This window comes from Bacteroidota bacterium, from assembly GCA_020402865.1.
Lineage (GTDB): Bacteria > Bacteroidota > Bacteroidia > Palsa-965 > Palsa-965.
The window spans coordinates 16,577-43,045 of the sequence record JADBYT010000010.1 but is presented as its reverse complement, the minus strand read 5'-3'; the positions used below and the strand labels follow the sequence as shown (position 1 = coordinate 43,045).

The following is a 26,469-nucleotide window of genomic DNA, read 5'->3' as shown; positions in this document are numbered from 1 at the left end:
CCCCCTTTTTTATGCAGTGGTTATTGCTTAATCAGTTTCACGGCAATGTTTGCACTTCCGGCATTCAACGCCAGATAGTAAACACCAGCAGCAAGGTTTGCTCCCTCAATATTGTGCAGGTACTGCCCGGCTGGCTGATCGCCCAAATGAGTTGTTTGTACCACTTTACCGGTAGCATCCAGAAGCATCAGCGTTACATTCTTTGTCTCGTTGCTCAATGAATAGCTTACCTGAGCTAAGTCAGTAAACGGGTTGGCGGATACAATACCTAGTTTAGCACCGTTTATAAACGGTGTTTCCTGCACACCGGTACCTAATTCCACAATCGGAAATATTCCGAGTTCGAATTTTGCTTCCCATGACGCGGCACTGGCAAATGAGAACCAGTTATTGTCAGACCATTGTTCCCAGTTGTAATCATCTTGGGCAAACTCGCCGTCGGATGTAGATACAAGTCCTAGTGTATCGCCAGAAGCAAATTGAACATTGCTTATATCGAAGCCAACTCCAAAGGCTCCTCCCAGATACGGTGTGGTAGAAAAGGTGTGTACATATGCAGAAGTTAAAGACGTACTTGTGTCCACCTGAGAAAGAGGAACTGCATCTGATACAATTGCGGTTCCCGGGCAGGGAGTGTCAAAACTTGTGCTTGTGGGGGAAGTGGTGGAATTGCCAAGTGCATCAATAGCATATATGCGCATATTTACTACACTGTTGGATGTGGTTACGGTTTTAGCTCCAAACCAGTATATGGCTCCGTTTACAACCACAGGCTGACCAGGATCAAATACCTGTACCTTTTGCTTGTCGCCATAACCATTAGTGCCGGTTACGAATCCACCACCATTTGCTACTCCTACACTGTATATAACTGCTGTACCCGTTGACCAGTCAAAACCTGCACCAATGGTGTCTGTTGAAGCTACCATCTGTGTAGCGGGTTGATTACTCTGGCCTGAAACCGGATTTACCGCTAGGGCGTTACCGGTTTGGCGCTGTGCAAGTAACGGAATCGTAGAAATTGAAGTGGCGAGAATGAGTAAATGTTTAACTTTCATAGTCTGTTTTTATTTTCAAAAATAAGTTCGATGCGCCCGTAGGTTATCTTCTTTTGTTAACTGGATAATCTAATACGATTGTCTAAATTTATTTAGCAATAATTCTAAATAAACTAAATGATTAGGTTTGTGGAAATATGATAACCGGGTTGTTTATTTTTCTTCAATACTAATGTCTGTCGTGTTTTTAGCGATCTGATATACAGTTTTTACCTGTGCAGACTTATCTGTGTGTGAAAAATTGACGGGGACTAAATTCAATAAAATAGTAAGTGGTTATTTCTAAAAGTTATCTGGTTATTGTATGCGGATAATTCAGTCTGTAGTTATTAAGACTGTAACTAACGCAGCCTAAAAAGCTTGTTAGGTATAGGTATAATAAAACAAGCCGCATCAGTTACGAAGCGGCTTGTAAACTAAACAGATGAACGGATTACTTACGCTTCAGCTTCCGCGTATGCTTGAATCGGAAGGCATGAGCATACCAGGTTACGGTCGCCGTAGGCGTTGTCCACACGGCCTACGCTGGGCCAGAATTTCATATCACGAACCCACTCAAGCGGGTAGGCGGCTTTTTCGCGCGGATAGGTGTGGTTCCAGTTGGTGCTTACCACTGTTGCGGCAGTATGCGGTGCGTTTTTAAGCACGTTGTCGGTACCGTCGGCATTGCCTTCTGCAATCTCTGCAATTTCGTGGCGAATCATAATCATAGCCTCACAGAAACGGTCGAGTTCGGTTTTGGGCTCGCTTTCGGTAGGTTCTACCATAAGCGTATCGTGTACAGGAAATGCCACGGTGGGCGCGTGGAAGCCATAATCCATAAGGCGTTTGGCAATATCGGCCACTTCAACTTTGGCGGTGCGCTTAAACTCGGCGCAGTCAAGAATCATTTCGTGTGCACAGCGTCCGTTTACATTGGTGTACAAAATCGGGTAGTGCTTTTCCAAACGGGCTTTGATGTAGTTGGCGTTAAGAATAGCCAGTTTGGTTGACTCCGTCATGCCGAAACCGCCCAGCATTTTGGCGTAGCCGTAGGAAATGAGCAGAATGAGCGCACTGCCGTAGGGTGCAGCCGACACGGCCGGAATGGCTTGCTCGCCACCGGTTTTTACAAGCGGATGGCCGGGCAGGAAGGGGACAAGGTGTTTGGCCACACCAATGGGCCCCATGCCGGGACCGCCGCCGCCGTGCGGGATAGCGAAGGTTTTGTGCAGGTTCAGGTGACATACATCAGCACCAATGTTGCCGGGGCTGGTAAGGCCCACCTGCGCATTCATGTTGGCTCCGTCCATATACACCTGTCCGCCGTTTTCGTGAATGATGGAGGTGATTTCCATGATGGCTTCCTCAAATACACCGTGTGTAGAAGGATAGGTAACCATCAGGCACGAGAGGCGGTCTTTGTATTGTTCGGCTTTGGCGCGCAGGTCGGCTACGTCAATGTTGCCGTGATCGTCGCACTTCACCACCACAATGTCCATACCGGCCATGGCGGCTGAAGCGGGATTTGTGCCGTGAGCTGATGATGGGATTAGGGCCACGTTGCGGTGATGATCGCCGCGGCTGATGTGCCAGGCGCGGATTACCATAAGGCCGGCATACTCGCCCTGAGCGCCTGAGTTGGGCTGAAACGACATGGCCGCGAAGCCGGTGGCATCACTCAGAATTTCGTTGAGTTCGTTGATTACCTGTGTGTATCCCTCGGCCTGACTGGCAGGCACAAAGGGGTGCATGTTGGCAAATTCGGGCCAGGTAATGGGAATGAGTTCCGATGCGGCGTTGAGCTTCATGGTGCACGAGCCGAGCGAAATCATTGAATGCACCAGCGAAAGGTCTTTGTTTTCGAGGCGCTTGATGTAACGCATCATTTCGGTTTCAGAATGGTGCGTGTTGAAGATCGGGTGGGTGAGGTAGCTGCTTGTGCGGGCAAGATTGCCGTTTACCGGGCTTGCGGCCGAAGCAACCAGTGCAGCGCCAAAAATTGCGGCCAGATCGTTCAGGTCGTTTTCGCGCACAGTCTGGTCAAGGCTGATGCTTACGGTGTTGTTTCCGAAACGCAGGTTGATTCCTGCTGCTTCGGCTTTGCTGCGTAATGTATCGGCACTGAGGCCGGCGGGCAATTCGTAGGTGAGGGTATCGAAGTACACCTGATTTACGCGCTTCATTCCGGCGGCATCAAGCGATGCCGCGAGACGGGCTGTTGCCGTATGTACTTCTTCGGCAATGCTGCGTATGCCTTCGGGACCGTGATAAACGGCATACATAGAAGCCATAATGGCCAGCAGCGCCTGCGCAGTGCAGATGTTTGAGGTGGCTTTGTCGCGCTTGATGTGCTGCTCCCGTGTTTGCAGCGCCATGCGCAGGGCGTGGTTGCCATGACTGTCAACTGAAACGCCGATGATGCGGCCGGGCATGAGGCGCTTGAAATCTTCGCGGGCAGCGAAGAATGCGGCATGAGGACCGCCGTAGCCCATGGGCACGCCAAAGCGTTGCGAGTTGCCAAATACTACATCTGCACCCCATTCACCGGGAGGTGTGAGCAGCGCAAGAGCCAGCAGGTCGGTAGCTACGGCCACACCGGCACCGGCTGCATGTGCAGCATCAGTAAAGGCTTTGTAGCCGGCCACTTCGCCCTGCATGTCGGGATATTGAAGCACGGCACCAAACACCATTTCGTTAAACGTGTAGGTGCTGTGATCGCCAATAATCAACTCAATGCCCAGAGGTGCTGAGCGGGTTTTGAGCAAATCAATGGTTTGCGGATTGCAACGGTCGGATACGAAGAACTGGTTGGCATTGCGTTTCACGGCGTCGCGGCTGCGGTTGCCGTAAAGCATGGTCATAGCCTCGGCTGCGGCGGTAGCTTCATCAAGCAGCGATGCATTGGCCATGGGCATGGCGGTAAGATCCATTACCATGGTCTGGAAATTGAGCAGCGCTTCGAGGCGGCCCTGTGCAATTTCGGCCTGATAGGGCGTATAAGCTGTGTACCAGCCCGGATTTTCGAGAATATTACGCAGGATTACCGGCGGCGTGATGGTGCCGTAGTAGCCCAAACCAATGTAGCTGCGGAAAAGTTTGTTTTTGCCTGCAATGCCTTTGAGGTAATTCAGGTAATCAAATTCACTCATTCCCCGGGCAAATTTCAGCGGCTGCTTCAGCCGGATGGCTGCCGGAATGGTTTGTTCAATGAGTTCATCCACCGAACCGATGCCGATGGTGTTAAGCATTTCCTGCACCTCTTTTGCCGAGGGGCCGATGTGACGTCGCACGAAGCTGTCCGTAGCCATATTGTTGTTGGATGTGTTGTGTAAAAAACAGGCACAAAGATAACCGTTTTTATGCCTCGGTTTCAGCCTTCGGGGCTGCCGGTTTTTTGTGTACTTTTTTGCCTCGAAAGTGAGCTAAACATTCACATTTTCTTGGTTTCGGCCAACTACCTATGTCATAGTTGTTTAAGGGTATTCTGATGGAAAACAGTACAGATTATTACGCAAAAAAGCTCAGCGAAACGGCAAATGAGCGCCTGCGCGAGCTTCATAAATTAGTTACGCTGGCCCTTGAAGAAGAAGAGTTGCTCACCCGCCAGCTGCTCGAAGCCGAAAAGCAGATAAAAACCACCCGCGCCGAGCGTATTGCCGATAAGGTAGCCTCTTTTGGCGGCAGCTGGCGGTTTATTATTTCCTTCAGTGTGATAATTGTGATTTGGATTGCCTTAAACACGTTCGTACTCGCCGCACATCCGTTTGACCCCTATCCGTTTATTCTGCTTAATTTAATTCTCAGCTGCATTGCCGCGCTTCAGGCGCCGGTTATTATGATGAGCCAGAACAGAAAGGAAGAACGCGACAGGCGCCGTGCCGAGAACGATTATCTTGTAAATCTGAAGGCCGAAATCGAAATCAGAAGCCTGCACAAAAAAATTGACCTTCTGCTCGAAGATCAGTACCAGAGTTTATTCGAAAGCCAGAGCCGGCAGCTTGAACTGATTCAGGAATTGTCGGCGCAAATCGCACAATTGAAAAACCGTATTCACTAATTCACTTTCTCCCCATGTATCAAAATTATCCTCCGCCTCCTCCCGGTTACAATCCGCAGTATGGTTATCCGGGCGGCTTTGTCCCGTCGCAACAGGATTTGCCCAATGCAACCGGCGTGCTGGTGCTGGGTATTCTCTCGCTTGTATTTACAGGTGGACTGGGCCTCATTCTGGCCATCATAGCACTGGTTATGAGTAATCAGGCATTAAAAGCGTATCGCCTGAACCCGCAGGCCTACACGGAAAAGTCACATTCGCGTGTAAAAGCCGGACGGGTGTGTGCGATAATTGAATTGTGCCTTGTAGCCCTTACGCTCTTAGTGCTGGTGCTTATTTTCGGCTTCTTTGCATTCTGACAGCTTCAGAAACGCGCTGCGCAAGAAACGCACTGCCGTTTTTACAAAATAAGAGCCTGTTTAAAAACAAATTTTAAACAGGCTCTAAAAAAACAGCCTCTGCTTAATTGCGGAGGCTGTTTTTCATTTTGTATTGATTACACCTGAGCTGCCGAATAGCGTTTCATATAATCACAGGCGGTGTCCACCATTTCGCTTGACCCTGCAAAGAACGGTGTGCGCTGGTGCAGTGTTTTGGGCTCAATTTCGAGAATGCGCTGGAAACCGTCGGTAGCCTTGCCCCCGGCCTGTTCAATGATAAATGCCATCGGGCTGCACTCGTAAAGCAGGCGGAGTTTGCCTTTGGGGGAGGAGGCGGTGGTGGGATAAATGTAAATGCCGCCGGTAATGAGGTTTCGGTGAATATCGGCTACAGCCGAGCCGATATAGCGCGACGAGTAGGGGCGCTTTGATGCCTTGTCTTCTTCCTGGCAGTATTTAATGTATTTCTTCACGCCATCGGGAAAATGCACATAATTGCCTTCGTTTATTGAATAGCTTTTGCCGATGGAAGGTGTTTTCATATTTGGATGCGAGAGGCAGAACTCGCCGATAGACGGATCGAGTGTAAAGCCATTTACGCCTTTGCCGGTGGTGTACACCAGCATGGTGGAAGAACCATAAATGATGTAGCCGGCTGCCACCTGCTCGGTGCCGCGCTGCTGGAAGTCTTCGTGCGTGGCAGGGCCGGTGAGCGAAACACGGCGGTAGATCGAGAAAATGGTGCCCACCGATACATTTACATCAATGTTTGAAGAGCCATCGAGCGGATCCATGGCCACCACATACTTTGCATTGCGCGATTGCGGTGTGTCGATAGGAATAATATCTTCATTTTCTTCCGACGCAATGCCGCAACATTCGCCGCCTACGCTGAGCGCGGCAATAAACTGCTCGTTGGCAAACACATCAAGCTTTTTTACTGATTCGCCCTGCACATTGGTTTCACCGGCTTCGCCAAGAATGTCGGCCAGTCCGGCTTTGTTTACTTCACGGTGCACAATTTTGGCGGCAATGCCAATATCGCGCAGCAGACGCGAAAGTTCGCCTTTGGCGTAAGGGAAATCATTTTGTTTCTCGATGATGAATTGTCCGAGGGTCTTTACTTTGCTCATGTGGCTTGGATGCTTTTGGCAAAGATCGGAAAAGGCGGGGAAAGTTTTCCGGTTAGAGGCCTTTTAATCATTTTTACAGAGCAACATTCCCGGAAAAAGTGCTTTTGCGTTACCGCTTCTGTATTCTGTTTTCCCAATTACAGTGACCTTTTGCTGTTATCAAGCAGAAATTACGATTTGTACCGAGAATGATTCATACTCAATGATTCTGAAAAACAAACCTGGATTCTGCCAGTTATCAAATAAAACCAACCAATACCATATTAAATATTGTTTTTAATAATTGAATGACAGATATTAGCCATGCACATTCCCCAATCGCAACTTCTTCACTTATGAAATCCCTCTCCACCTTTTGGGGTATTGCACTGCTTATGTGCTCAATGAATCTCAATGTTCATGCACAGTTCAGCTACATTGATGCCCCTTCCCTTCCAAGTTCAGAAATCAACAACCGCTCTGCTCTGGCAGTGGACACCGCCGGCGGTGTTTGGGTTGGTTTCAATAAAAGTTTTGGTTATTACAATGGTTCCGGCTGGACAATGTACAACACAGCAACGGGTGCACCGTTTGGCCGGGTTGCGAATATAGTCCCGGCGGCCAGCGGTATATGGATTTCAGCAAGGGATTCAGGTATTGCTGTGCTTAATAACAACAGCTGGACCACCTACAACACACAAAACTCAGGACTGGTTAATGACTCTATTCAGGATTTAGAGGTTGACGGCAATTCTGTTTGGTGTGCTACAAAAAACGGACTTTCACTGTTTAACGGCACAACGTGGACGAATTTCACAACCGCCAACTCACTGCTGCTCGGCAATAAGATTACTCAAATTTCAGCAGTAAACGGATTTGTGTGGATCATCAGTGATGCAGGTGTAAATATGTACCACACTGCCAGTCAATCGTGGGCTGGCTGGCCGATTATTTCATTACCGCCAATTGGAACACCAACCAGTATTCTGAGTTTGGGCAACGATGTCTGGATTGGAGGTTCTGCTGGAACTGGTTATCTGAACAATGGTAGTTTTCATTCGATAAAAGAACTTACAGACGGTGTAGATTTTAGTGTTATCCAACTTACACCGGGACGACAAGGAATGCCCTTAGTGTTAAAAGGCTCACCCGGTCGCGCCCTAATTCAGCTGAATAGAAATAGTGTTCCTGAAATAATTATTACAAATACGATTTCAGCAAACACAGGAGCATCTTTTGTTGCTTTCAATCAGCAAAACTCGAATTACTATTATGTAGGAATGATAACTGATATTTCACCATTGCCGGGAGTACAGGTTGTTGCATACGGACAGTCCATGACTAATCTCAATTCATTTGTTGATTTTTCTAACAACCGCTATCTGAACATAAATGATGCGAATGTGTCTTTTTTGACAAGAGGTGATTTCGGCTGGAACCTGAGTAATGGTCAATTTGAAGTACCGAAAGGAAGCGGCACTCACTGTTTATTTAGTTCCGGGCTGTGGATCGGAGGTTTAGATGCGGGCGGACAATTGCATCAGGCTGGTATGACCTACCGCCAACGAGGAATTGACTTTTTCCCCGGGCCGCTTGATACAATTACCGCCGGCACCGACAGTCTTGTGGCTTACCAATATGATTATATCTGGAAAATTAACCGAGCAGATATAGAAGCATTCATTTACCATTTTGCGCAGGGTAATGTGCAGAACGGCTCTTTTACACCTGCCGGAGATATTCTCAACTGGCCGGCACACGGCACAGGAAATTATTCGCGCAATCTGGCTCCGTTTGTGGATGTAAACAACAACGGAATTTATGATCCGCTTGCCGGAGGCGATTATCCGAAAATCAAAGGCGATCAAATGCTGTATTGGATTTTCAATGATAATCTGGCACCACACACCGAAACCGGCGGACAACCATTTGGCATAGAAGTACACGCATCTGCATGGGCTTATGCTTGCCCGGCACTTCCCGACAGCCAACAGGTACTGAATACAACTTTATTTTATTCTTTCGAGTTGATTAACCGCAGCTCAACTACATACTCCGATGTTTATGCCGGCTTGTTTCAGGATTACGATCTTGGCTCACCGTTCGATGATTTTGTTGGCTCCGCTCCGGTATATAACACAGCTTTTGTATATAACGGAACACCAAACGATGGCGGCACACCGCAAGCCCAAATCGGAACTTACGGTGCACATCCTCCGGTATTCGGACTTACCGTTTTAGACGGACCGCCTGCGGATGCGTTTGATGGTATCGATAATGATAACGACGGCATTATTGATGAGGCTAATGAGAAAAATCTGCTTTCGCACTTCATGTATCACAACAATGATTTTACAATAACCGGCAATCCAGTTAATGCTACTCATTACTACAATTACCTTAGCGGATATTGGCTTGACGGCACACCACTCACTTACGGAGGAAACGGTTACGGCGGCACAACGGGCGCAACACATATATACTCAGAAACACCCTTCGCCACGGCACAATGGAATGAATCTTCGGCAAACAATATTCCGAGTGACCGCCGCGGAATTTCATCTACGTCTGTAAGTGCCCTCGCTCCGTCGGCATCAGCAACAATCACTTATGCACAAATCTGGAGTCGTGATACCACTGCGGTACATGGCACTCCGGGCTACATCAATTTCTTTTTGAATGATGTTCAGCGTGTGCAAAACTGGTATGCAGCAGGTAGTTTCCCGTCGTGTGTGACCTTTACAGTGGGCACCGGCAATGATCCGCAACAATTGCCCGATGCAAAACTTTATCCGAACCCCGGCAGCGATTTGGTTACACTCGATTATTTGCCGCAAACCAGCAATGCCCAGTTGCAAATTATCGACCTTGCCGGCAGGGTGGTACAGCAGGAGCAGTTGAATGCACAACCGCTCAACGTGTTTCATGCAGCCACATTGCAGCCGGGTGTCTATCAGCTGCGCGTAACAGATGGTGCGCAGGTAATTATTTTCCGCTTCGTGCGCCAGTAAAGCCACTTGCCAAAGCCACGCAGCCATTTACTACTTTATTGCAAACTGCCCTGCATGTATGAACTACATTCAGGGCAGTTTCGTTACTTTTGAACTGACCCTTCAGATGAATACACGTTACTTTTCTGTACTGCTGCATCTGTTGCTTTCGTTTACAGCCTATGCTCAAAACGGTGCAACTTATATAAGCATGCCTTCACCCTACAATCCGCAGGTGCTTCGTAATAAAAACTGTATTGCGGTAGATCCGGGCAATCGTGTGTGGGTGGGGTTTCAGAATATCGGAGTGGGTGTGTGGGATGGAAGCAGCTGGACAGTGTATGACAATTCCTCGTTTTTTCTGCCCGAAAACAATGTGCAGAGCGTGGCTTTCGACAGCACGGCTGGTGTGTGGGTGGGTACAAACAGCGGCGGAGTAACCCGTTTTGACGGGGTCAACTGGCTCTTGTTTGATAATGCCAACTCGGGTTTGCCCGATAACCATGTGGCCGGAATTTTATGCACGGCATCGGAAGTATGGATGGCTACGCGGGGTGGTGTGGCCGTTTACAACGGTAATTCGTGGACGGTTATGAATACCGCCAATTCGACACTGGCTTCCGATACTATAAACGCGATTACTATTGACCGGAACGGTGTAGTATGGGCTGCAACCGAAGGTGGTCTTTGTCGTTTTTCGGGCAACTGGCAAACACAAATTCCCGGTGTTTTTCAAACTGTAACCTGCGACAGCAGCGGTACAGTGTGGGCTTCTACCGCTGCCATGCTATGGCTGCAAAACGGGAGCTCATTTATCCCAGTTACACAACGCTACACATTCGATTACCAGCAATTCACCGGTACATCGTGCCTTACCGCCGGCCGATCTGGTGTATGGTTTACACAACCCAACGAAGTACTTACGCATATTGACAGCGGTAAGGTGAATGTGTATTATCCCGGTAGTATGTTTGGCACTGTGCAATGGCTTGCCCCGTCTGATTCGGGGGTGTATTTCGTGAATGCATTTACTACTGCCGTTACTGGTAATTCGTTTAAACTCACGCATTTCAATCCGCAGCCTTATCTGAGTTACGGAAGAGGTTTTACCGCACTTAATCTGCGCAAGCTCAATGTGAATGAAGTGAGCGCAAACATACTTACACAGGGCGATATGCACTGGACACTGGCAAATGCCGGCTACGAAGTCCCGAAAGGCAGTGGCAAGCATTCGATATTTACTTCGGCGTTGTGGATTGGCGGCCTCGACGATCAGAATGAGTTGCATCTGGCAGCTATGACTTACCGGCAGTCGGGAGTAGATTTTTACCCCGGGCCGATTGATACCGTTACAAAGAGCAGCAGCCTGGCCAATGCTTCGGCGTTTGACCGTGTGTGGATGGTTACGGCTTATGAAATAAGCGAGCTGCAATGGCGTTTTGCGAACGGACAATTACAGAACGGAAGCTACGTCCCCTCGCCCGATTTACGCGAATGGCCGGCACGTGGCAACGGAAATTATGCACATGCGCTTGCTCCGTTTGCAGATGCCAATGGCGACGGGCAATATTCTGTTTACGATGGCGATTATCCGCTTATCAAAGGCGATCAGTACGCATGGTGGGTATTTAATGATGTGATGCTGCCGCATACCGAAGGCGATGAACGCGCGCTTGGCGTGGAAGTGCATGCCGAAGCCTGGGCATACAATTGCAGCCAGTTGCCTGATTCGCTCCGCGATTTGAATTATGCTACGTTTTATCGGTTCAGTTTCATTAACCGGTCTGATACCAGTTATCATAATACCATACTTACCTATTACAGCGATGGTGATGTGGGTAACTGGCAGGACGACTGGATAGGATGCCGGCCTGAACTGAATTATATGTATATTATCAATGGTGACAGTGATGATAGTGATCCCAATCTGGAAGATTACGGATTATTTCCTCCGCAGAATGCCGTAGTGATTCTAGACGGTCCGCTGGCTGTGACCGGCGATAGTTTAGACAACAATAACAATGGTATTGCCGATGAGCCGGGCGAAAAAAACCGGTTAACGGGGATGATGGTTTCGGGCACACCTGCGCCTTATTTTTATGCCACTGCGGGTACGTTTTACAACTACATGAATCTGATGTGGCCCGACAGTACGCCTCTTTCTACGGGTGGAAATTTTGGTTACGGCGGCACTACACCCACGCGTTTTTTGTTTCCCGATCCGCTTTACGATACTACCGGCTGGAACGAGCGCACCGCAGGCAATGCCCCCGGCGACAGGCGCGCTTACACACATTGCGGGCCGTTTGATCTGGCTGCGGGCGATACGGCGGTATTTGAGTTTGCCATCATTACGCATTTCGATTCGGTGAATGCATGGGGCACGCAGCCTTATCATGCCGGGCTTGATACAACGGTGATGCGTATCGAAAGTTGGTTCAGACAAAATTCTTCAACAGCGTGTGTGCCTTTGTTTAATTCGGTGCAGGGGCCGCAGCCTCAAAGTCATATGCTCTGGCTGCAGCCCAACCCGGCAGCCGATGTGCTTTATGTGCAGCATGATTTCGGGCAGGATGCGGTGCAGGTGAGTGTGCTTGACTTGAGCGGGCGTACAGTGCTGCAGAGCAGGCAGGCGGCTTCAACATTTCAGCTTCGTATAGCCGCATTGCCGCCGGGTGTGTATGTGCTTCGGGTGCAAGGCAACACGGCGGTGGCTGCAAGAAGGTTTGTGAAGGAATAGCGCGCGGCGTGGACGAAAACCGTAATTTCGTGCCACGCTTACACACTATGTTCACCATTCGCAAAGCCGTGGCAGCCGATATGCCTGCCGTTTTTGAGCTCATCATGGAGCTTGCCGTTTACGAAAAAGCGCCCCACGAAGTCACCAACTCGCCCGCACAACTTGTGGCCGATGGTTTCGGTCCGCAGCCGCTGTTTGGCTGTTTTGTGGCCGAATACGAAAACCGCATTGTGGGAATTTCACTATTCTACTGGCGCTACTCCACCTGGAAAGCCAAACGCCTTTACCTCGAAGATATTATCGTTACCGAATCCATGCGTGGTAAAGGCCTGGGCAAACTGCTCATGGATCGTACCCTTCAGCATGCGCTCGACGAAGGCTGCTCCGGCATGCTCTGGCAGGTGCTCGACTGGAACGAGCCGGCAATTGCATTTTACAAAAAATACAATGCCACATTCAGCAGCGAATGGCTCAACGTAGGTATTGAAGCCGATCAGATCAAACAACTGCTTACTAAATAATTTCTTTTTGCATGAAAGTTTTCAAGTTTGGCGGCGCTTCGGTGAAAGATGCCACAGCTGTAAAAAACGTGGCCGGTATATTAAGCAGATATGCCGGTCAGCCGCTTGTGGTGGTTATTTCGGCAATGGGTAAAACCACCAACGCCCTCGAACGTCTCGCCGAATCATATTTTAAAGGTGATACGGAAACAGCGCAGCAGGTGCTGGATGAAGTACGAAACTACCATGCCGGAATTTTGCACGGACTTTTTACTGACCACTCACATGCAGTTTATACGGATATCCACAACACGCTGGTGGAGCTTGAATGGGTAATTGAAGATCAGCCTACGCATGATTTCGATTGCGAGTATGATCAGATTGTGTCGGTAGGGGAATTGCTTTCTACTAAAATTGTAAGTCACTACCTTACGCATACCGGTATGGCCAACCGCTGGCAGGATGTGCGCGACTGGATTAAGACAGATAATACTTACCGTGAAGCAAAAGTGGACTGGCCGCTTACGCAACATTGCATACGCGAATCGCTTTTTCAAAATTTATCTGTGCCGGTAATTACACAGGGTTTTCTCGGCGTTACATCTGAAAATTTCACCACCACACTTGGTCGCGAAGGTTCTGACTATACCGCAGCCATTGTAGCGCACTGCACCGATGCCGAGAGTGTTACGATCTGGAAAGACGTCCCCGGCGTGCTTAACGCTGATCCGAAATGGTTTGATCACACCGAACTCATTCCGCAGCTTTCCTATCAGGATGCTATCGAATTAACCTATTACGGTGCCACGGTTATTCATCCCAAAACCATAAAACCGCTGCAGAATAAAAACATTCCGCTTTATGTGCGTTCATTTATAAATCCTGATGCTGCCGGTACGGTTATTCAGGGAGCACAGGCAGCACTACCGGTGCCGTGTTTTATTTTTAAAATGGATCAGGTACTGCTTTCTATTGCCCCTAAAGATTTTTCATTCATTGTGGAGGATAGTCTGAGCCGTATTTTCGGATTGTTCAGTGCTTATGGTATTCATCTGAATATGATGCAGAATTCGGCGCTGCGTTTTTCGGTAGTGATTGATAATAATGCGCGTCGCATTCCTGCGCTTATCGAAGCACTGCGCAAAGATTTTCAGGTATTGATGAATGACAATCTCGAACTTGTTACCATCAGGCATTACAACCAGGCTACGCTTGACCGCGTAACACAAGGAAAGGATATGCTGCTGGAGGTGAAAAGTCGCTACACGGCTCAGATTGTAATGAAAAATAGTGGTGAAGCCGTTACTCCTGGTTAATTTCCAGTAATAAATTGAGCGGGTTTCTTATCTTTGTCTGTCTCCAAATTACCCATGAGCCGATTATATATTCCCGGAACCAACAGTACTGCCGAAGTTGATTTCAACCGTGAGTCAGGTACAATGTCGCTTACCGGTGTGTCTATTCCCGAAAATGCTGATTTGTTTTTCAAACCGCTGCATGAGTGGACCGACTCACTGATTGGACATTATTCGGGTAATCTTACGCTTTCTATTTGTCTTACCTATTTCAATACTACTACAGTAAGGCATTTGCTGCCCTTTATGCAGCGCCTTATCCAGAATTTTCGTGAAACGCTGGTAGTAGTTTGGAAATATGAGGAAGATGATGAGGAATTGCTTGAGCGAGGAGAAGAACTGAGCGATGTGCTTCAGTTTTCGTTTCAATACAAGTCTCTCCCGGTTGAAGATTAATCAGTAACCGCTACCAAGTGCGCTGATTATTTTTCCGGCCAGTACCTTTCCTATTTTTTCGTGACTTTCAAATGTCCACCCGGCTATGTGTGGTGAGAGCAGTACATTATCTGATCGAATCAGAAACTGCATAGGTTCAGGTAGTGTAGTCGCATCAATGGCTTCGAACGATACTTTTTCGTATTCAAGCACATCGAGACATGCGCCTTTTACATTGTCCAGTTGAAGGTGTTTTACCAATGCGGCGGTTTCGAGTACTTTGCCGCGTGCGGTGTTGATGAGCCAGATGGGTTTACGGAATGCGCTTAGAAACGCATCATTAATCATGTAGTGTGTTTCTGCAGTAAGCGGAATGTGCAGACTCAGTACATCGGCTTCTTCGAAAATGCGTTCGAGACTGCTTTCCTGCACAAATGCATTACCGAAACCGGTTTTGTATTTGTCGTACACAAGCACGTTTACATCAAAACCGCGCAGCCGCTGAGCAAAGGCCGAGCCCATGTTCCCGTAGCCGATAATACCTACGGTTTTTCCGCCAAGTTCATAGCCGCGATTACCCTCTCGTATCCATTTACCCTGCCGCACTTCGCGGTCGGCGCGGGCAAGGTTGTTCATCAGCGCGAGCAACATGCCAATGGCCTGTTCGCCCACGGCATCGCGGTTACCTTCGGGGGCATGTACACAGGTTATGCCGCGCGCTTCGGCATAATCCACATCAATATTTTCCATTCCTGCACCTGCGCGTGCAATACACTTGAGATCGGGCGAAGCATCAATAAATGCCGCATCCAGCTTAAACCTGCTTCTGATTACCACAGCGGCATAACCAGCCATGCGTTGCTGCACGTTCTCTTTCGGAAGCGTGTATTCTTCATCGCACTGAAATCCTGCTCCGCGCAGCATTTCAAGCATTACCGGATGGTTGGTGTCGAGAAAAAGAATTCGTTGCATGGATCAGAGCAAAGTACCTTCGAGCAAAGCTACCGAAACGGAGAAGTAAATGAGCAGCCCGGTTACATCAACCAGGGTAGCCACAAACGGCGCAGAAGAAACTGCCGGGTCAAGGCCGAGCCGTTTGAGCAGCAGCGGCAGCAGCGAGCCCGTTAAACAACCCCACAGCACCACAAACGTAAGCGTGATGCCCAATGTAAGGGCTATCTGAAACCAGTATGGCCCGTAATCGTCCACAAAATTCGACCAGATGGCGATGCGCAGAAAACCGATAATGCCCAGAATCAATCCAAGCACCAGACCCGATTTGAATTCCTTCTTCACAATCGACCACCAGTCGCGCACGGTGATTTCGCCCAGCGCCAGCGCGCGGATAATGAGCGAGGTGGCCTGTGAGCCGCTGTTTCCGCCACTCGAAATAATGAGCGGCATGAATACAGCCAGAATTACGGCCTTCTGGATTTTGTCGTCGAAAAAGCTGAGTGCCGTGGCGGTAAGCGTTTCGCCCACAAACAGCACTACCAGCCAGCCTACACGTTTGCGGATCATTCGCCAGAAGGGCGTGCTCATGTAGGGTTCTTCAAGTGCTTCCACACCACCCATTTTCTGCACGTCTTCCGTGTTCTCTTCACGAATCAAATCCACCACATCGTCAAACGTAATGCGGCCTACCAAACGGCCCAGCGAGTCGATTACGGGAATCACCACCAGGTCGTATTTATCCATGAGCTTGGCCACCTCTTCGGCCGGTGTGTGTGTGCGCACACTTACTACATTGGGGTTGCACACTTCACGCACTGGCGAATTGAGTGGTTTGGTGAGCAGACTCTTGAGCGAGAGCAGGCCCACTAATTTTTCGTCTTCGTCCACCACATAAATGGTGTACACAATATCCACTTCTTCGGCCTGCCGGCGAATTTCGCGCACCGCTTCGCGCACGGTTTTGTCGATGTGTACGCGCACGGTTTCTTTGCCCATGAGACCGCCGGCTGTGTCGGGGTCGAAGTTGAGCAGATCCACAATGTCGCTGGCCTGTTCAAGGTCTTCTACGTGCTGCAGAATTTCGTCCTGCTGCTCGTCGGGAAGTTCGGCCAGTACGTAGGCTGCATCGTCGGAGTCGAGGTTGTCAATAACCTGCTCGGCAATTTCTTTTGGCGAGAGGCCTTCGAGAACTTCCTCGCGGCGGTCGTCATCGAGCAGGAGCAGTGCTTCGGCAGCTACTTCGTCATCAAGCAGGCCGTAGGCTTTTACCGTGTCCTCGGTGTCGAGTCCGTTCAGGATTTCGGCGGCATCGGCCGGGTGCAGTCCGTTGAAATGCGCACGCACCGCTTCTGCATCCCCTGCGGCAAGCGCCGAGCGGATTTCGTCGAGAAAAGTATCGGTGAGCTGAAAGGCCATGATTACTGTTTTGCCGGAGCGGTGCAAAGGTAGGCAGAAACGGCATTCAACCCGATAGCCGTGGCAGAGGTAATGCTTATTTTACATTTGGTTGCCGCACCTCAAGCATATTGGTGAGCGCCACAAAATCGGCTACCGAAAGTTTTTCGGCCCGGTTGGCAAAGTATTCGTGGTTTTCGAAGCCGGGTTTTATGGCAAATGCCTTTACGGCATTGCGTATGGTTTTGCGGCGCTGGTTAAATGCGGCTTTAACCACGGCGGTAAAGAGTTTTTCATCGCAGCCAAGCAGCACCGTATCGTTACGTGTAAGCCGGATCACGGCCGATTTCACTTTGGGTGGCGGTGAAAATACATTTTCATGCACCGTAAACAGGTATTCGATTTTGTACCAGGCCTGAAGCAGTACGCTGAGAATACCATACGTTTTTGAGCCCGGCGGCTCGGCCACACGTTCGGCCACTTCTTTCTGAAACATGCCCACCAGTTCGGGCACCTGATTGCGATGTTCGAGTACTTTGAAAAGAATTTGCGAAGAAATATTGTAGGGGAAATTACCGATTACTGCAAAGTTGCTGCTGAAATACTGTTCGGGTTTCATGCGCAGAAAATCGCCGGCAATAATGCGCGGAGCCAGTGCGGGATAATGTTCCTGTAAATAAGCTACAGATTCAGTATCGATTTCGGCCACCCAGGTTTCAATTTCCGGTTGCTGCAAAAGGTATTTGGTAAGCACACCCATGCCGGGCCCTATTTCGAGCACCTGTGTATAGCTTCCGTTGCGGCGAAGGCTTTCGGCAATTTTGCGGGCAATGTTTTCATCGCGCAGAAAATGCTGGCCAAGGTGTTTTTTTGCGCGTACTGCTTCCATTTCAGCTTTCAATTAAGCTGATTAATTCGTCCCATTCCTTATACCAGTCGTGTTTTATGGGAGCCACCAATTCCTCAAAATATTCGTTAATGTCATCGGGTAATGAGGTTACACCAAATTCTGTACAAATTGCTCTAATTAGTTGTGCCACATCGTCCTTATCGGCAATCTGGTTAAGTCGCCCGGCTTCAATATCTATGGTAATTTCGTTGAAGAACTGAGGTGCAAATGAACCATCTTTTCCCTGAAACACATCTTTTATACCCATTTCACCAATCAGATTCTTTACCCTGTCGATTTCATCTTTCAATAAGCCTTTGTCATTAAAGTCTTTTATGTATTGATATTTTATTTTGCATAGTATGGAAGATTCATTAAATATAGTTTTACGCAAAAATCCCAGATCCACTGAGCCTGATTTTACTTTGGTTTTCAAAAAACCTTCCAGCATCCGCTCAAATTTATCCGGTTCTGATAACAACGTAGCTTCAAAAGTTCTTGACCTCCAAATATGAGTTTTTATTTTATAGTCTTTCTGAATTCGTGCTGCTAATTTCTTGCGTTGAGATTCGGTAATGAAATCCTTATCGAATACCAGTACCGATTTCTCCCATAGTGTTTTTTTATTCTTTATTGAGGTAAATAATTCTTTGTAGAAGTTAATTCTATCAAACATTACCGACAAGCTGCTGCAAGTCCAGTACATGGCTCTAACTTTTCTATTGTTGTATTTATTATTAAGTATATAATCTATATAATATGCATCAGTATTACCTTCTACAATAAAAATAATATCAGCCTCTACCGCATTCAGAAAATCAAGCGTTGATTCATATCCAAGACTTTGTAGTACTTTTAACTGTGGAGTGGCTTTGAAACCACGTCCTCCGGCTTTTGGTTTGTATCCATGAATAATGGGATAATAGGCAGATTGCTCTGCTCCGGTTACGTGAAAAACTTGTGAAGGAGGAGTGCTTCTGATTAGACTTTCGTTGTGAGATGTTAATACGATCTGATTGCCAGATGAACGGTCGGTAAGTGTTTGCAATAAGCGTTTTTGTATGTCGCGGTGAATATGTGAATCAGGTTCATCAAGCAAAACAAGTGTGAATGCCGCCTTTCGCTCGTAAATGGCAAGGAGTATTTCGATGATCTGAACTGTACCGCTTCCCATTTGAGACAGTTCGGTCATTATTCTTTTATTACCCACACTTACGCGCACAGCAATTTCCACATCGCTGTTTTTGTCTCCTGTAAACTCAAAGGAAACCTGATTCGGTTCGCCAGCTAACACAAATGATAAATCATTTTCATAATTCGACCAGTCGGTATTGCCTCGGGTTCGTAAATTATAAAGCCGGTTTCGTAGTACAACTGCCGATTCTCTTTCGCTTACCAAACGTTGTATGCGAGGGTTTGTTTCAAACGATTCTAGCTTTCGAATAAATGCTACTGGAGAAGCATAAATCTGATTTATCGGGGTTGGGAAGTAGCCGGAGAAAAACCGGTTAAACAAGGGAATGTCAAGTTGCTGAATAAGTTGTACGGAAAGACGATTCCCTTTTGAGTAGTTTATCCTAAAGCCAATGCTCAACTTTTCTTCATTGTCATTGATTAACGAGGCTTCTAATTCAATTCCCTGCGAATCATCAAGATTATGAAATAACTCATTCTGATTAGTAATTCGAACACATTCTATATCGTGATGTGAAAAATACCAAGCTAGTTGGGCGATAAAATAGTCACCTATATTTACTCCATCTCTTTTTTTCTTTGTACGCCCCTGCTGCTCAATCATTTTTGTAAATAACTCATGCCAAAGAGCCAATGCCTCAAGCACGGTGGTTTTTCCAGAGTTATTTAAACCGGTAAGCAAATTAATATCTTCATTCAGGTGAAAAACTGAATTTTTGAAGGATTTAAAATTGACTAACCGAAAGGATTGTATATACATTTCTAGTGATTATTTTTCTTAAAAATAATAAGATTAGATGAGTAATGGCGATTTTATGCTACGGTAGTCGATATTTCGTGAACAGTAACTACTTGACTTCTTCCAGCACGGTGCGGAAGGCTACAAATTTTCCGTTGTAGCGGTTTATCACATCTTTCTGAAGCGCCGGAGCGTGGTTTGTTTTGTAACGCTCGTAATCATCAATGGTTGCCGCACGATATTGAAACGAATAGCTTTTTCCCTGCTGTTCTTCCACGTTGATACGGAAAATGCGGCCTTCCATAAAACAGCCGGTAGCAAGCACATCAGGCACATGCACGGTTTTCATCCAGTGCAGCCATTCATCGTGCACATCATCATCAACATTGATGGTAACGTTGTATAAAATCATCAGTCGGCAACTTTATCACCGCGTAGTTCGCGGTAGCGTTTACGGGCATCTACCACAAACAAACTGCCGGGATATTGCGTGAGCAGTTTCTGGTAGCATTCCATGGCCTTTGTTTTATCGTCGAGGTGATACTCGTACAATTCGGCAAGGCGGAAAAGGGCATCGTCGGCAAGCACATCATCGCTGTACATGCTGAGTAGTTTGTTGAGGTGCGTGGCGGCCTCACTCCATTTTTGCTGACGTATTGCGATACGGTATCGCAGAAAGAGTACATCGTCGGCAATGGAGTGGGTGGAATACATTCGGTCAACCGAATCGAGGTAAATGCCGGCCTGCTCGAAGCGGTTCTGAAACAGCATGAGGTCGGCCTGTGCAAACCAGTTGAGCGGTTCGGGATTGCTGTCGAGCGCGAAATTGTCGGTAATAAGAATCGACAAATACATCGCGTCGTTTGAAATGAGTTTTGATGTGGAGCCTTTGAGCACATTGAGCTGCACCTGCGACCATTTAAAATCGCCGATGTAGAAGGCCACTTTTGCGTTGCGGTATTTTGCCTCTTGTCCTACGGGTTCGCGTTTGAATGCTTTTTCCACCTGTGAGTAGCGCAGCGAGGCTTCCCACACCTGCCCGTCGAGCAGCAGTACATCGCCGAGTTCGAGTTTGCTTTCTGCTTGTTTTTCGGGGTTTACGCCGGGCAGTGCAATGGCTTTTTCGAGCAGCTGCACGGCTTCGCCGGTTTTGAACAGGTAGAATGCCTGCAGGTGAGCAAGGCTACGCATGAGATCAATGGTGGTGCCGTCTTCGCCAAGCTCGGTGAGCGTGGTTTTCATTTCTGTTTCGAGCTGGATAAGCTCGGCGCGGGTGTAGTTACTGCGGGAGGTAAGTTGTTCGCTGCGCACCGTAACCCTGTCGGTACGGGCTTTGCGATAGTTTAGTGCAGCGGGCCCGAGTGAAATCACATAGTCATAGCCAGAAATGGCCGCATCATATTCTTCATTGGCACGTGCCACCTCGGCAAGTTCCATCACCGTGCTGCCTTCCGCCCTGCGGCGTTTGTCGATGGCTTTTGCCTGCACCATGGCAGCGCGGAAATCTTTCTGCTGCATAAACAGCCACATCAGCATTTCCGACCAGATCAGTTTATCGGGTTCTTTCTGCGAGCGTCGCAGTAATTCAGCGCGCAGCGCAGGTTCCACTTTTTCTTCGCGGTCTTCATCCATCCAGGCCTGCAATCTGTTTTGCACCTGCTGCCGTTCGCCCATTGAGTTCTGCGCAGCCAGATCAAGGCATTCATTCACCATCAATGCATATTCCTTGCGCAGGAAATACACTTCTGCCAGTTCGTTGCCAAAGCTGTACCGTTCGCCCATTTCGCGGCGCCCGCGTTTGAGTGCATCTATGGCAAACTGCGTTTCATTAAGTCCAAGAAAAGCATTGGCAAGATCAATCACCGCCGTGGCAGACGACATCGAATTAATGGCGTTGATGGCTGCATTGAATTCCTTTTTTGCCTTTTCTTCATCGCCCTGCGCCCGGTACACACGCCCCATATCCACGCGGAAGCGCAGATCGAGCGGATAGCGTTTGCTCTGGCGGGTCACAACCTTCTCGGCCTTGCGGAAGTTTTTTGTCTGAATGAGGCAGTTGAGATAATAATTGTAATAAAGCGCAATGGGATTGCGGTCGTACAATTTCTCGTAATACACCACAGCCTTGTCGTACTCGCCGGCAGCGTAGTATTGTCCGGCCAGCTGCTCATCGGGCGAAACGGTTTGCGGAGGTACAGGCTGACAAAGCGCGGCCTGAGGTGCGAAAAAAAGCACCATGGCGGGCAGCAGTATCAACCTGAGTATATTCACGCTTAATCGTTTTCTTTTTCGCTTTCCCTTTCACCTTCTTTACGGGGCGGTAAAGGCATGGGCACTGTTCCTGTGCGTTGTTTAATCAGTTCCAGATATTCATTAACGCGCGGAACCAGTGAATCGTATTTCATTGTGGCGTCGGCATGGCGTTTTTGAATATCTAAGGCAAATTCGCGCATTTGTGCAGCCTGACGTTTTTCGTAAGCCACTGCCGAATCAGGTGTGAGTCCGGCGGTGAGCTGGTTTGCGCGCAGGTCGCTTACGAGGTTGCCCAGATTAATTCGCGATGAGTCGATCGCTTCGCGGAGCAGGCGGTGGTTCTTTTCCACCACTTCAAAATCCTTGTACAGCGAGCGGTAATCGGTAAGAAACAGTGCCGTGTTAAAGTCAAGCGTATCGCCCATTTTGGGTATGCTTGACTGGATAAACTGTGCGTTGTTTTTGATTTGGCGGGCACTGTTTTCTGCTTTTCCCACGTCTATTTTCTGCAAAATAGAATCGGCACTGCTGAGTACAGACTGAAGTTTTTCGGCTTCAGCGGCCGCTTTTTCGTTTGCAGCTGGAGTACCGCAGCCAGTAAGAAAAGCCATTCCGATAGCTGCAGCAAGAATTCGGTTTATGTTCATTCGGCTCATGTTCAGTTAATCCATTCAAAACCGGTGTAGGTATGCAGCACTTCAGGCAGGCGTATGCCTTCGGGTGTCTGGTTGTTTTCGAGCAATGCGGCCACAATGCGGGGCAATGCAAGTGCGCTGCCGTTGAGTGTGTGTGCCAGCTGCGGTTTTTCGCTTCCTTCGCGGAAACGCAGTTTGAGGCGGTTGCTCTGGAAGCTTTCGAAGTTTGATACCGAGCTTACTTCAAGCCATTTCTGCTGCGCGGCAGAATACACTTCCATGTCGTACGTTTTTGCCGAAGCAAAACTCATGTCGCCGCCGCAAAGCAGCAGGGTGCGGAAGGGAAGGTTCAGTTCTTTAAGCAGGCCGGCCACGAAGTGACGCATTTCTTCGAGCACTTCGTAAGAGGCTGAAGGATGTGCCACCTGCACAATTTCCACTTTATCGAACTGATGCAGGCGGTTCAGGCCGCGCACATCTTTGCCGTATGAACCGGCTTCGCGGCGGAAGCAGGGTGTATAGCCGCAGTTCTTCACCGGAAGTTCTTCTGCTTTCAGAATCACGTCGCGGTAAATATTGGTAATGGGCACTTCGGCGGTTGGAATGAGGTAGAGTTCATCTTCCGTTACAAAGTACATCTGTCCTTCTTTATCGGGAAGCTGGCCTGTGCCGAATCCGGAGTCTTTGTTTACCAGAATGGGCGGCTGTACTTCGAGGTAACCGGCTGTAGTGGCACGGTCGAGGAAGAAGTTGATGAGTGCGCGTTGCAGGCGGGCACCTTTGCCTTTATACACGGGGAAGCCGGCGCCGGTAAGTTTTACGCCAAGCTCAAAATCAATGAGGTTGTATTTTGCGGCAAGGTCCCAGTGCGGTACAGCACCTTCGTGCAGTGCGGGAATGCTGCCATGCTCAAACACCACGGCATTGTCTTCGGGCGTGCGGCCTTCGGGTACTGCTTCGTTGGGCAGGTTGGGCAGCTGTACGAGAATTTCGTACAATTCGTTTTCGATGGTGCTGAGAACAGTTTCGAGTTTTTTCTCGGTTTCTTTCAGCACCGTGCTTTTGTTTTTGGCGTCGTCGGCTTCGGCTTTTTTGCCAGCTTTCATCAGCTCACCAATCTGGCGGGCAATCTGGTTGGCATCGGCCTTGAGGCTGTCTGATTCGGCCTGTGCGCGGCGGCGTTCGGTGTCTTTTGCAAGAATTGCGTCAACAACTTCGGCAGCGTTCTTCACGTGTTTTTTGGTGAGGCGCCGGATGGTTTCTTCCCTGTTGTCGCGGATAAAATTGAGTTGCAGCATATACGTTTGAAAATACAGTGTTCAAAGTTAGCACGTTTGCCTGTTCAGTGTGCCGTTAATTGTGGTAAATAGTCACTAATTACCAGCCAGATGCCCACCATCAGCAGCAAAACGAGCAGGAGTCTGCGCCAGAAGGTTTCTTCCAGACGCATCACTAATTTCTTGCCCAGCCAGGAGCCCGTCATTGCCACCAGCAAAAGCACCGGCACCCATATCAGCCCCGACTCCGGCATGTAATCGAAACGCAGATAAATCACAGCGCGCAGCAAATCAACACCCATGTCTATGGCCGCCGAGGTGGCAATAAACGCTTCCTTACCCAGCCCGAAAGCCGCCAGTCCCAGTCCGCGAATGGCGCCGCCAGTGCCTACAAGTCCGGCAAAAAATCCGGCTGTGCCGCCGGTAATAATGGCTGTTCCCGGGGCCGCTTTAAGTTTGAGGCGCGGCATTACAAGCAGCACAAGGCTGATGAGAATGATGGAAATGCCCAGCAGCAACGTAGCCGTTTGCGAACTCATGTGTGCGGTAAGTTCCGCGCCCAGCCACACCAGCGCCACACTCGGAATACCAAACTGCAACAGCAGCCTGCGGTTTATATGCCCGCGAAACAACCAGAGCTTCGAACTGTTGCTGAACACATGCAGCAAAGCGGTAAGCGCCAGCACCGTATGCAGATCGAAAAAAAGCCCGGCCACCGGCACAAAAAATACCGATGAGCCAAAACCGCCCACCGTGCCGATAATTTCGGCCAGTAGAGCAAGCAGCGAAAAGAGAATGCCGGCAATAATACTCATTGATGCTGCAAAGTAAGCCTTTTTAATGGCAGAAGGTGCAGCCTGATTTGCCGCACCTTCTGCTGTATTTCGTTGTTTATGTTGGTTACCGGAGTTTTACAAAGCGGAATGGGGTGGTTTTTTCCGCATCGGCAATCATTAGCACATAAGCGCCCTCACTCAGGCTGCTGCAGTCTATTTCACGTGTTGTGCTTACCTCAAGCACACACTGCCCTGCGGTATTGAAAATGCGGCACATAACGGGTTGCCCGGTTGGTGCGGAAAGTGTTAACCGGTCGGCCACCGGGTTTGGATAAGCAACCGGTAAAACCACCGGAGTTTCTGCCTCACCAGTAAGCCTGAGTGCGGGCGAGCAATCAGGAATTACGGTTGATGTGGCGTAGAAACTGGTGCAGGTGTTGCAAAAAATGCTGCGGAAGAAACACGAAGCCCGCGCCACACGGAATTCGATCTGCTGCAACGAAGAGCGGTACACACCATGACCGCCGCCGGGCTTTACCGTAAGGTCGTAGCAAACGCCGTAGCCCGCCAGTATATTTTGCAATCCGCGCGAGCCCACAACTACTCTCGGCGCAGAGCCGGGGCAATTGGCTTTAATTTCCGAGTCAATATTTACGGTCTGGTCTGCATCGCCATGAAAAGCCACCATCGGCACTGATTCTGCTGCGCTCACATAGCTTGATGGAATGCCGCCCCAGTTGTTATAGACGGCTCTGATGGTGTAGGTATTGGTGAGCGGATTGCCCACGGCATTGAGCGGGCCTGCGTTTTGCACAATTGAAGGAAAATCGGCATTGGCTTCAGCCTGCGAAAGGTAGATTACGCTTAATGCCGTGCCTGCGCCCGCACTGGCACCGCCAATGAAAAACCAGTTTGTGTTGATGGCCCAGTTTGAGGCGTTGGAAGCAGCAAAGCGCAGAGCCGCACGGGCATCCTGCACGGCGCGGTAAACCGCCTTGTTGTATTCATCGGGCCCCTGCGCGCATTCGTAGCCAAGCCGGTAGTCGATGGTGGCTGCTACATAGCCCCGGCGTGCAAACATGCGGCATTCTTCACGAAATTGCTGACGGCCGCCAATCTGAAAGCCGCCCCCGTGTATGAGCAGCACAAATGGACGTTGCGCAAGCGGATCGCCGTTGGGAAATAAGGGCAGATACACATCCATCCTGAGCGTGGCCGGTGTTTCCTGATAGAACTGCGGCTGGGTGTAGGGAATATCTCTGATGGAGTCATAGTCGCATACGGTTTGCTCGCTAAAGCGGTTACCCGGAGGACAGGTTTGAGCTGTACCTGAAATTCCAATCCACAATGCCGCAGCAAGTGCAATTAGTTTTTGAAGTGTGTACTTGTTCATGGTTAAGTGTTTTTTGTAAAGAGCACTTTCACCCGGCTTTGGTTTAAAGCTGTTGATAACAATGACCACACTGAAAAACGAAAAACCATTCCGGAAGTGCATCCGGAATGGTTTTATAAGGTAAGAATGAATCAGTTAGTCGGCCTGAATGGGATCAACTGATACATACGACTTGTTGTCGCGTTTTTTGCGGAAAGCAACAATACCGTCAACGAGTGCATACAAAGTATGGTCTTTGCCAATGCCTACGTTCTGACCGGGATTGTGACGTGTACCACGCTGGCGAACGATGATGTTGCCTGCAATGGCGAGCTGACCGCCGTAGATTTTCACGCCGAGGCGTTTACTTTCGGATTCGCGGCCGTTCTTTACTTTACCTTCACCTTTCTTGTGAGCCATGGTGTAAAGTTGTTATTGA

General features: G+C 48.9%; 21 protein-coding genes. 7 read left to right on the top strand and 14 right to left on the bottom strand.

Annotated elements, in window-relative coordinates; genetic code table 11:
* Positions 1-20: 20 nt before the first annotated feature.
* Positions 21-1,058, bottom strand: coding sequence for a T9SS type A sorting domain-containing protein (locus tag IM638_08215; GenBank protein ID MCA6363009.1), 1,038 nt, complete (start codon positions 1,056-1,058; stop codon positions 21-23).
* A gap of 437 nt (positions 1,059-1,495) precedes the next feature.
* A complete protein-coding gene (gcvP, locus tag IM638_08210; protein ID MCA6363008.1) occupies positions 1,496-4,348 on the bottom strand; it encodes an aminomethyl-transferring glycine dehydrogenase in 2,853 nt (950 codons plus the stop codon).
* A gap of 179 nt (positions 4,349-4,527) precedes the next feature.
* Between gcvP and IM638_08205 the strand changes: the two genes are divergently transcribed.
* Together IM638_08205 and IM638_08200 are read left to right on the top strand one after the other, a co-directional pair.
* Entirely contained in the window at positions 4,528-5,097 is a 570-nt protein-coding gene (locus tag IM638_08205; protein MCA6363007.1) for a DUF1003 domain-containing protein, read from the top strand.
* A gap of 98 nt (positions 5,098-5,195) precedes the next feature.
* Entirely contained in the window at positions 5,196-5,453 is a 258-nt protein-coding gene (locus IM638_08200; protein ID MCA6363006.1) for a hypothetical protein, read from the top strand.
* Positions 5,454-5,590: 137 nt separating this feature from the next.
* Here the strand turns inward: IM638_08200 and fbp are convergent, their stop codons facing one another.
* The gene (gene fbp, locus IM638_08195; GenBank protein MCA6363005.1) at positions 5,591-6,607 is read right to left on the bottom strand and encodes a class 1 fructose-bisphosphatase; all 1,017 of its coding nucleotides are present in this window, start codon (positions 6,605-6,607) and stop codon (positions 5,591-5,593) included.
* Positions 6,608-6,942: 335 nt separating this feature from the next.
* On the opposite strand from fbp, the gene IM638_08190 reads away from it, so the two are divergent.
* From IM638_08190 to IM638_08170, 5 genes are read left to right on the top strand one after another with little or no spacing between them, the layout of a single operon-like run.
* A complete protein-coding gene (locus IM638_08190) occupies positions 6,943-9,597 on the top strand; it encodes a T9SS type A sorting domain-containing protein (GenBank protein ID MCA6363004.1) in 2,655 nt (884 codons plus the stop codon).
* Between the two features lie 58 nt (positions 9,598-9,655).
* The gene (locus IM638_08185; protein MCA6363003.1) at positions 9,656-12,316 is read left to right on the top strand and encodes a T9SS type A sorting domain-containing protein; all 2,661 of its coding nucleotides are present in this window, start codon (positions 9,656-9,658) and stop codon (positions 12,314-12,316) included.
* A gap of 47 nt (positions 12,317-12,363) precedes the next feature.
* A complete protein-coding gene (locus IM638_08180; protein MCA6363002.1) occupies positions 12,364-12,837 on the top strand; it encodes a GNAT family N-acetyltransferase in 474 nt (157 codons plus the stop codon).
* An 11-nt stretch (positions 12,838-12,848) separates the two neighbouring features.
* The gene (locus tag IM638_08175) at positions 12,849-14,132 is read left to right on the top strand and encodes an aspartate kinase (protein ID MCA6363001.1); all 1,284 of its coding nucleotides are present in this window, start codon (positions 12,849-12,851) and stop codon (positions 14,130-14,132) included.
* Between the two features lie 54 nt (positions 14,133-14,186).
* Complete coding sequence (locus tag IM638_08170) at positions 14,187-14,567, top strand: DUF1987 family protein (GenBank protein ID MCA6363000.1); 381 nt, start codon at positions 14,187-14,189, stop codon at positions 14,565-14,567.
* On the opposite strand, the gene IM638_08165 is transcribed toward IM638_08170, so the two are convergent.
* The 11 genes from IM638_08165 to rpmA all read right to left on the bottom strand — a co-directional run bounded on the left by IM638_08165 (position 14,568) and on the right by rpmA (position 26,450).
* Positions 14,568-15,518 (bottom strand): hydroxyacid dehydrogenase, encoded by a 951-nt coding sequence (locus tag IM638_08165; GenBank protein MCA6362999.1) that lies wholly within the window; start codon positions 15,516-15,518, stop codon positions 14,568-14,570. It lies immediately after the preceding gene.
* 3 nt (positions 15,519-15,521) lie between these two features.
* On the bottom strand, positions 15,522-16,916 hold the full coding sequence (gene mgtE, locus IM638_08160) for a magnesium transporter (GenBank protein ID MCA6362998.1): 1,395 nt from the start codon (positions 16,914-16,916) through the stop codon (positions 15,522-15,524).
* A 76-nt stretch (positions 16,917-16,992) separates the two neighbouring features.
* Positions 16,993-17,784, bottom strand: a complete 792-nt coding sequence (gene rsmA, locus IM638_08155) for a 16S rRNA (adenine(1518)-N(6)/adenine(1519)-N(6))-dimethyltransferase RsmA (GenBank protein ID MCA6362997.1) — start codon at positions 17,782-17,784, stop codon at positions 16,993-16,995.
* Between the two features lies 1 nt (position 17,785).
* Positions 17,786-19,738: an AAA family ATPase gene (locus IM638_08150; protein MCA6362996.1), complete on the bottom strand. Its 1,953-nt coding sequence runs from the start codon at positions 19,736-19,738 to the stop codon at positions 17,786-17,788.
* A gap of 88 nt (positions 19,739-19,826) precedes the next feature.
* Positions 19,827-20,129, bottom strand: coding sequence for a DUF4286 family protein (locus IM638_08145; GenBank protein ID MCA6362995.1), 303 nt, complete (start codon positions 20,127-20,129; stop codon positions 19,827-19,829).
* Positions 20,129-21,988, bottom strand: a complete 1,860-nt coding sequence (locus IM638_08140; protein MCA6362994.1) for a tetratricopeptide repeat protein — start codon at positions 21,986-21,988, stop codon at positions 20,129-20,131. The genes IM638_08145 and IM638_08140 overlap by 1 nt, the downstream gene beginning before the upstream one ends.
* Before the next feature lie 2 nt (positions 21,989-21,990).
* The gene (locus IM638_08135) at positions 21,991-22,617 is read right to left on the bottom strand and encodes a hypothetical protein (GenBank protein ID MCA6362993.1); all 627 of its coding nucleotides are present in this window, start codon (positions 22,615-22,617) and stop codon (positions 21,991-21,993) included.
* Between the two features lie 11 nt (positions 22,618-22,628).
* Entirely contained in the window at positions 22,629-23,903 is a 1,275-nt protein-coding gene (serS, locus tag IM638_08130) for a serine--tRNA ligase (GenBank protein ID MCA6362992.1), read from the bottom strand.
* A 44-nt stretch (positions 23,904-23,947) separates the two neighbouring features.
* On the bottom strand, positions 23,948-24,697 hold the full coding sequence (locus IM638_08125) for a sulfite exporter TauE/SafE family protein (GenBank protein ID MCA6362991.1): 750 nt from the start codon (positions 24,695-24,697) through the stop codon (positions 23,948-23,950).
* An 85-nt stretch (positions 24,698-24,782) separates the two neighbouring features.
* Positions 24,783-26,051 carry a carboxylesterase family protein gene (locus IM638_08120; GenBank protein ID MCA6362990.1) on the bottom strand — a complete coding sequence of 423 codons (1,269 nt, stop codon included), beginning with the start codon at positions 26,049-26,051 and terminating at the stop codon, positions 24,783-24,785.
* 135 nt (positions 26,052-26,186) lie between these two features.
* Positions 26,187-26,450, bottom strand: a complete 264-nt coding sequence (gene rpmA / locus IM638_08115) for a 50S ribosomal protein L27 (protein MCA6362989.1) — start codon at positions 26,448-26,450, stop codon at positions 26,187-26,189.
* Between the last annotated feature and the right edge of the window lie 19 nt (positions 26,451-26,469).

What these genes read in the sequence shown, in the direction of transcription:
- IM638_08215 (MCA6363009.1), bottom strand. Translation starts at nt 1,058, where the DNA reads ATGAAAGTTAAACATTTACTCATTCTCGCCACTTCAATTTCTACGATT.
- gcvP (MCA6363008.1), bottom strand. Translation starts at nt 4,348, where the DNA reads ATGGCTACGGACAGCTTCGTGCGACGTCACATCGGCCCCTCGGCAAAA.
- IM638_08205 (MCA6363007.1), top strand. Translation starts at nt 4,528, where the DNA reads ATGGAAAACAGTACAGATTATTACGCAAAAAAGCTCAGCGAAACGGCA.
- fbp (MCA6363005.1), bottom strand. Translation starts at nt 6,607, where the DNA reads ATGAGCAAAGTAAAGACCCTCGGACAATTCATCATCGAGAAACAAAAT.
- IM638_08190 (MCA6363004.1), top strand. Translation starts at nt 6,943, where the DNA reads ATGAAATCCCTCTCCACCTTTTGGGGTATTGCACTGCTTATGTGCTCA.
- IM638_08185 (MCA6363003.1), top strand. Translation starts at nt 9,656, where the DNA reads ATGAACTACATTCAGGGCAGTTTCGTTACTTTTGAACTGACCCTTCAG.
- IM638_08180 (MCA6363002.1), top strand. Translation starts at nt 12,364, where the DNA reads ATGTTCACCATTCGCAAAGCCGTGGCAGCCGATATGCCTGCCGTTTTT.
- IM638_08175 (MCA6363001.1), top strand. Translation starts at nt 12,849, where the DNA reads ATGAAAGTTTTCAAGTTTGGCGGCGCTTCGGTGAAAGATGCCACAGCT.
- IM638_08170 (MCA6363000.1), top strand. Translation starts at nt 14,187, where the DNA reads ATGAGCCGATTATATATTCCCGGAACCAACAGTACTGCCGAAGTTGAT.
- IM638_08165 (MCA6362999.1), bottom strand. Translation starts at nt 15,518, where the DNA reads ATGCAACGAATTCTTTTTCTCGACACCAACCATCCGGTAATGCTTGAA.
- mgtE (MCA6362998.1), bottom strand. Translation starts at nt 16,916, where the DNA reads ATGGCCTTTCAGCTCACCGATACTTTTCTCGACGAAATCCGCTCGGCG.
- rsmA (MCA6362997.1), bottom strand. Translation starts at nt 17,784, where the DNA reads ATGGAAGCAGTACGCGCAAAAAAACACCTTGGCCAGCATTTTCTGCGC.
- IM638_08150 (MCA6362996.1), bottom strand. Translation starts at nt 19,738, where the DNA reads ATGTATATACAATCCTTTCGGTTAGTCAATTTTAAATCCTTCAAAAAT.
- IM638_08145 (MCA6362995.1), bottom strand. Translation starts at nt 20,129, where the DNA reads ATGATTTTATACAACGTTACCATCAATGTTGATGATGATGTGCACGAT.
- IM638_08135 (MCA6362993.1), bottom strand. Translation starts at nt 22,617, where the DNA reads ATGAACATAAACCGAATTCTTGCTGCAGCTATCGGAATGGCTTTTCTT.
- serS (MCA6362992.1), bottom strand. Translation starts at nt 23,903, where the DNA reads ATGCTGCAACTCAATTTTATCCGCGACAACAGGGAAGAAACCATCCGG.
- IM638_08125 (MCA6362991.1), bottom strand. Translation starts at nt 24,697, where the DNA reads ATGAGTATTATTGCCGGCATTCTCTTTTCGCTGCTTGCTCTACTGGCC.
- IM638_08120 (MCA6362990.1), bottom strand. Translation starts at nt 26,051, where the DNA reads ATGAACAAGTACACACTTCAAAAACTAATTGCACTTGCTGCGGCATTG.
- rpmA (MCA6362989.1), bottom strand. Translation starts at nt 26,450, where the DNA reads ATGGCTCACAAGAAAGGTGAAGGTAAAGTAAAGAACGGCCGCGAATCC.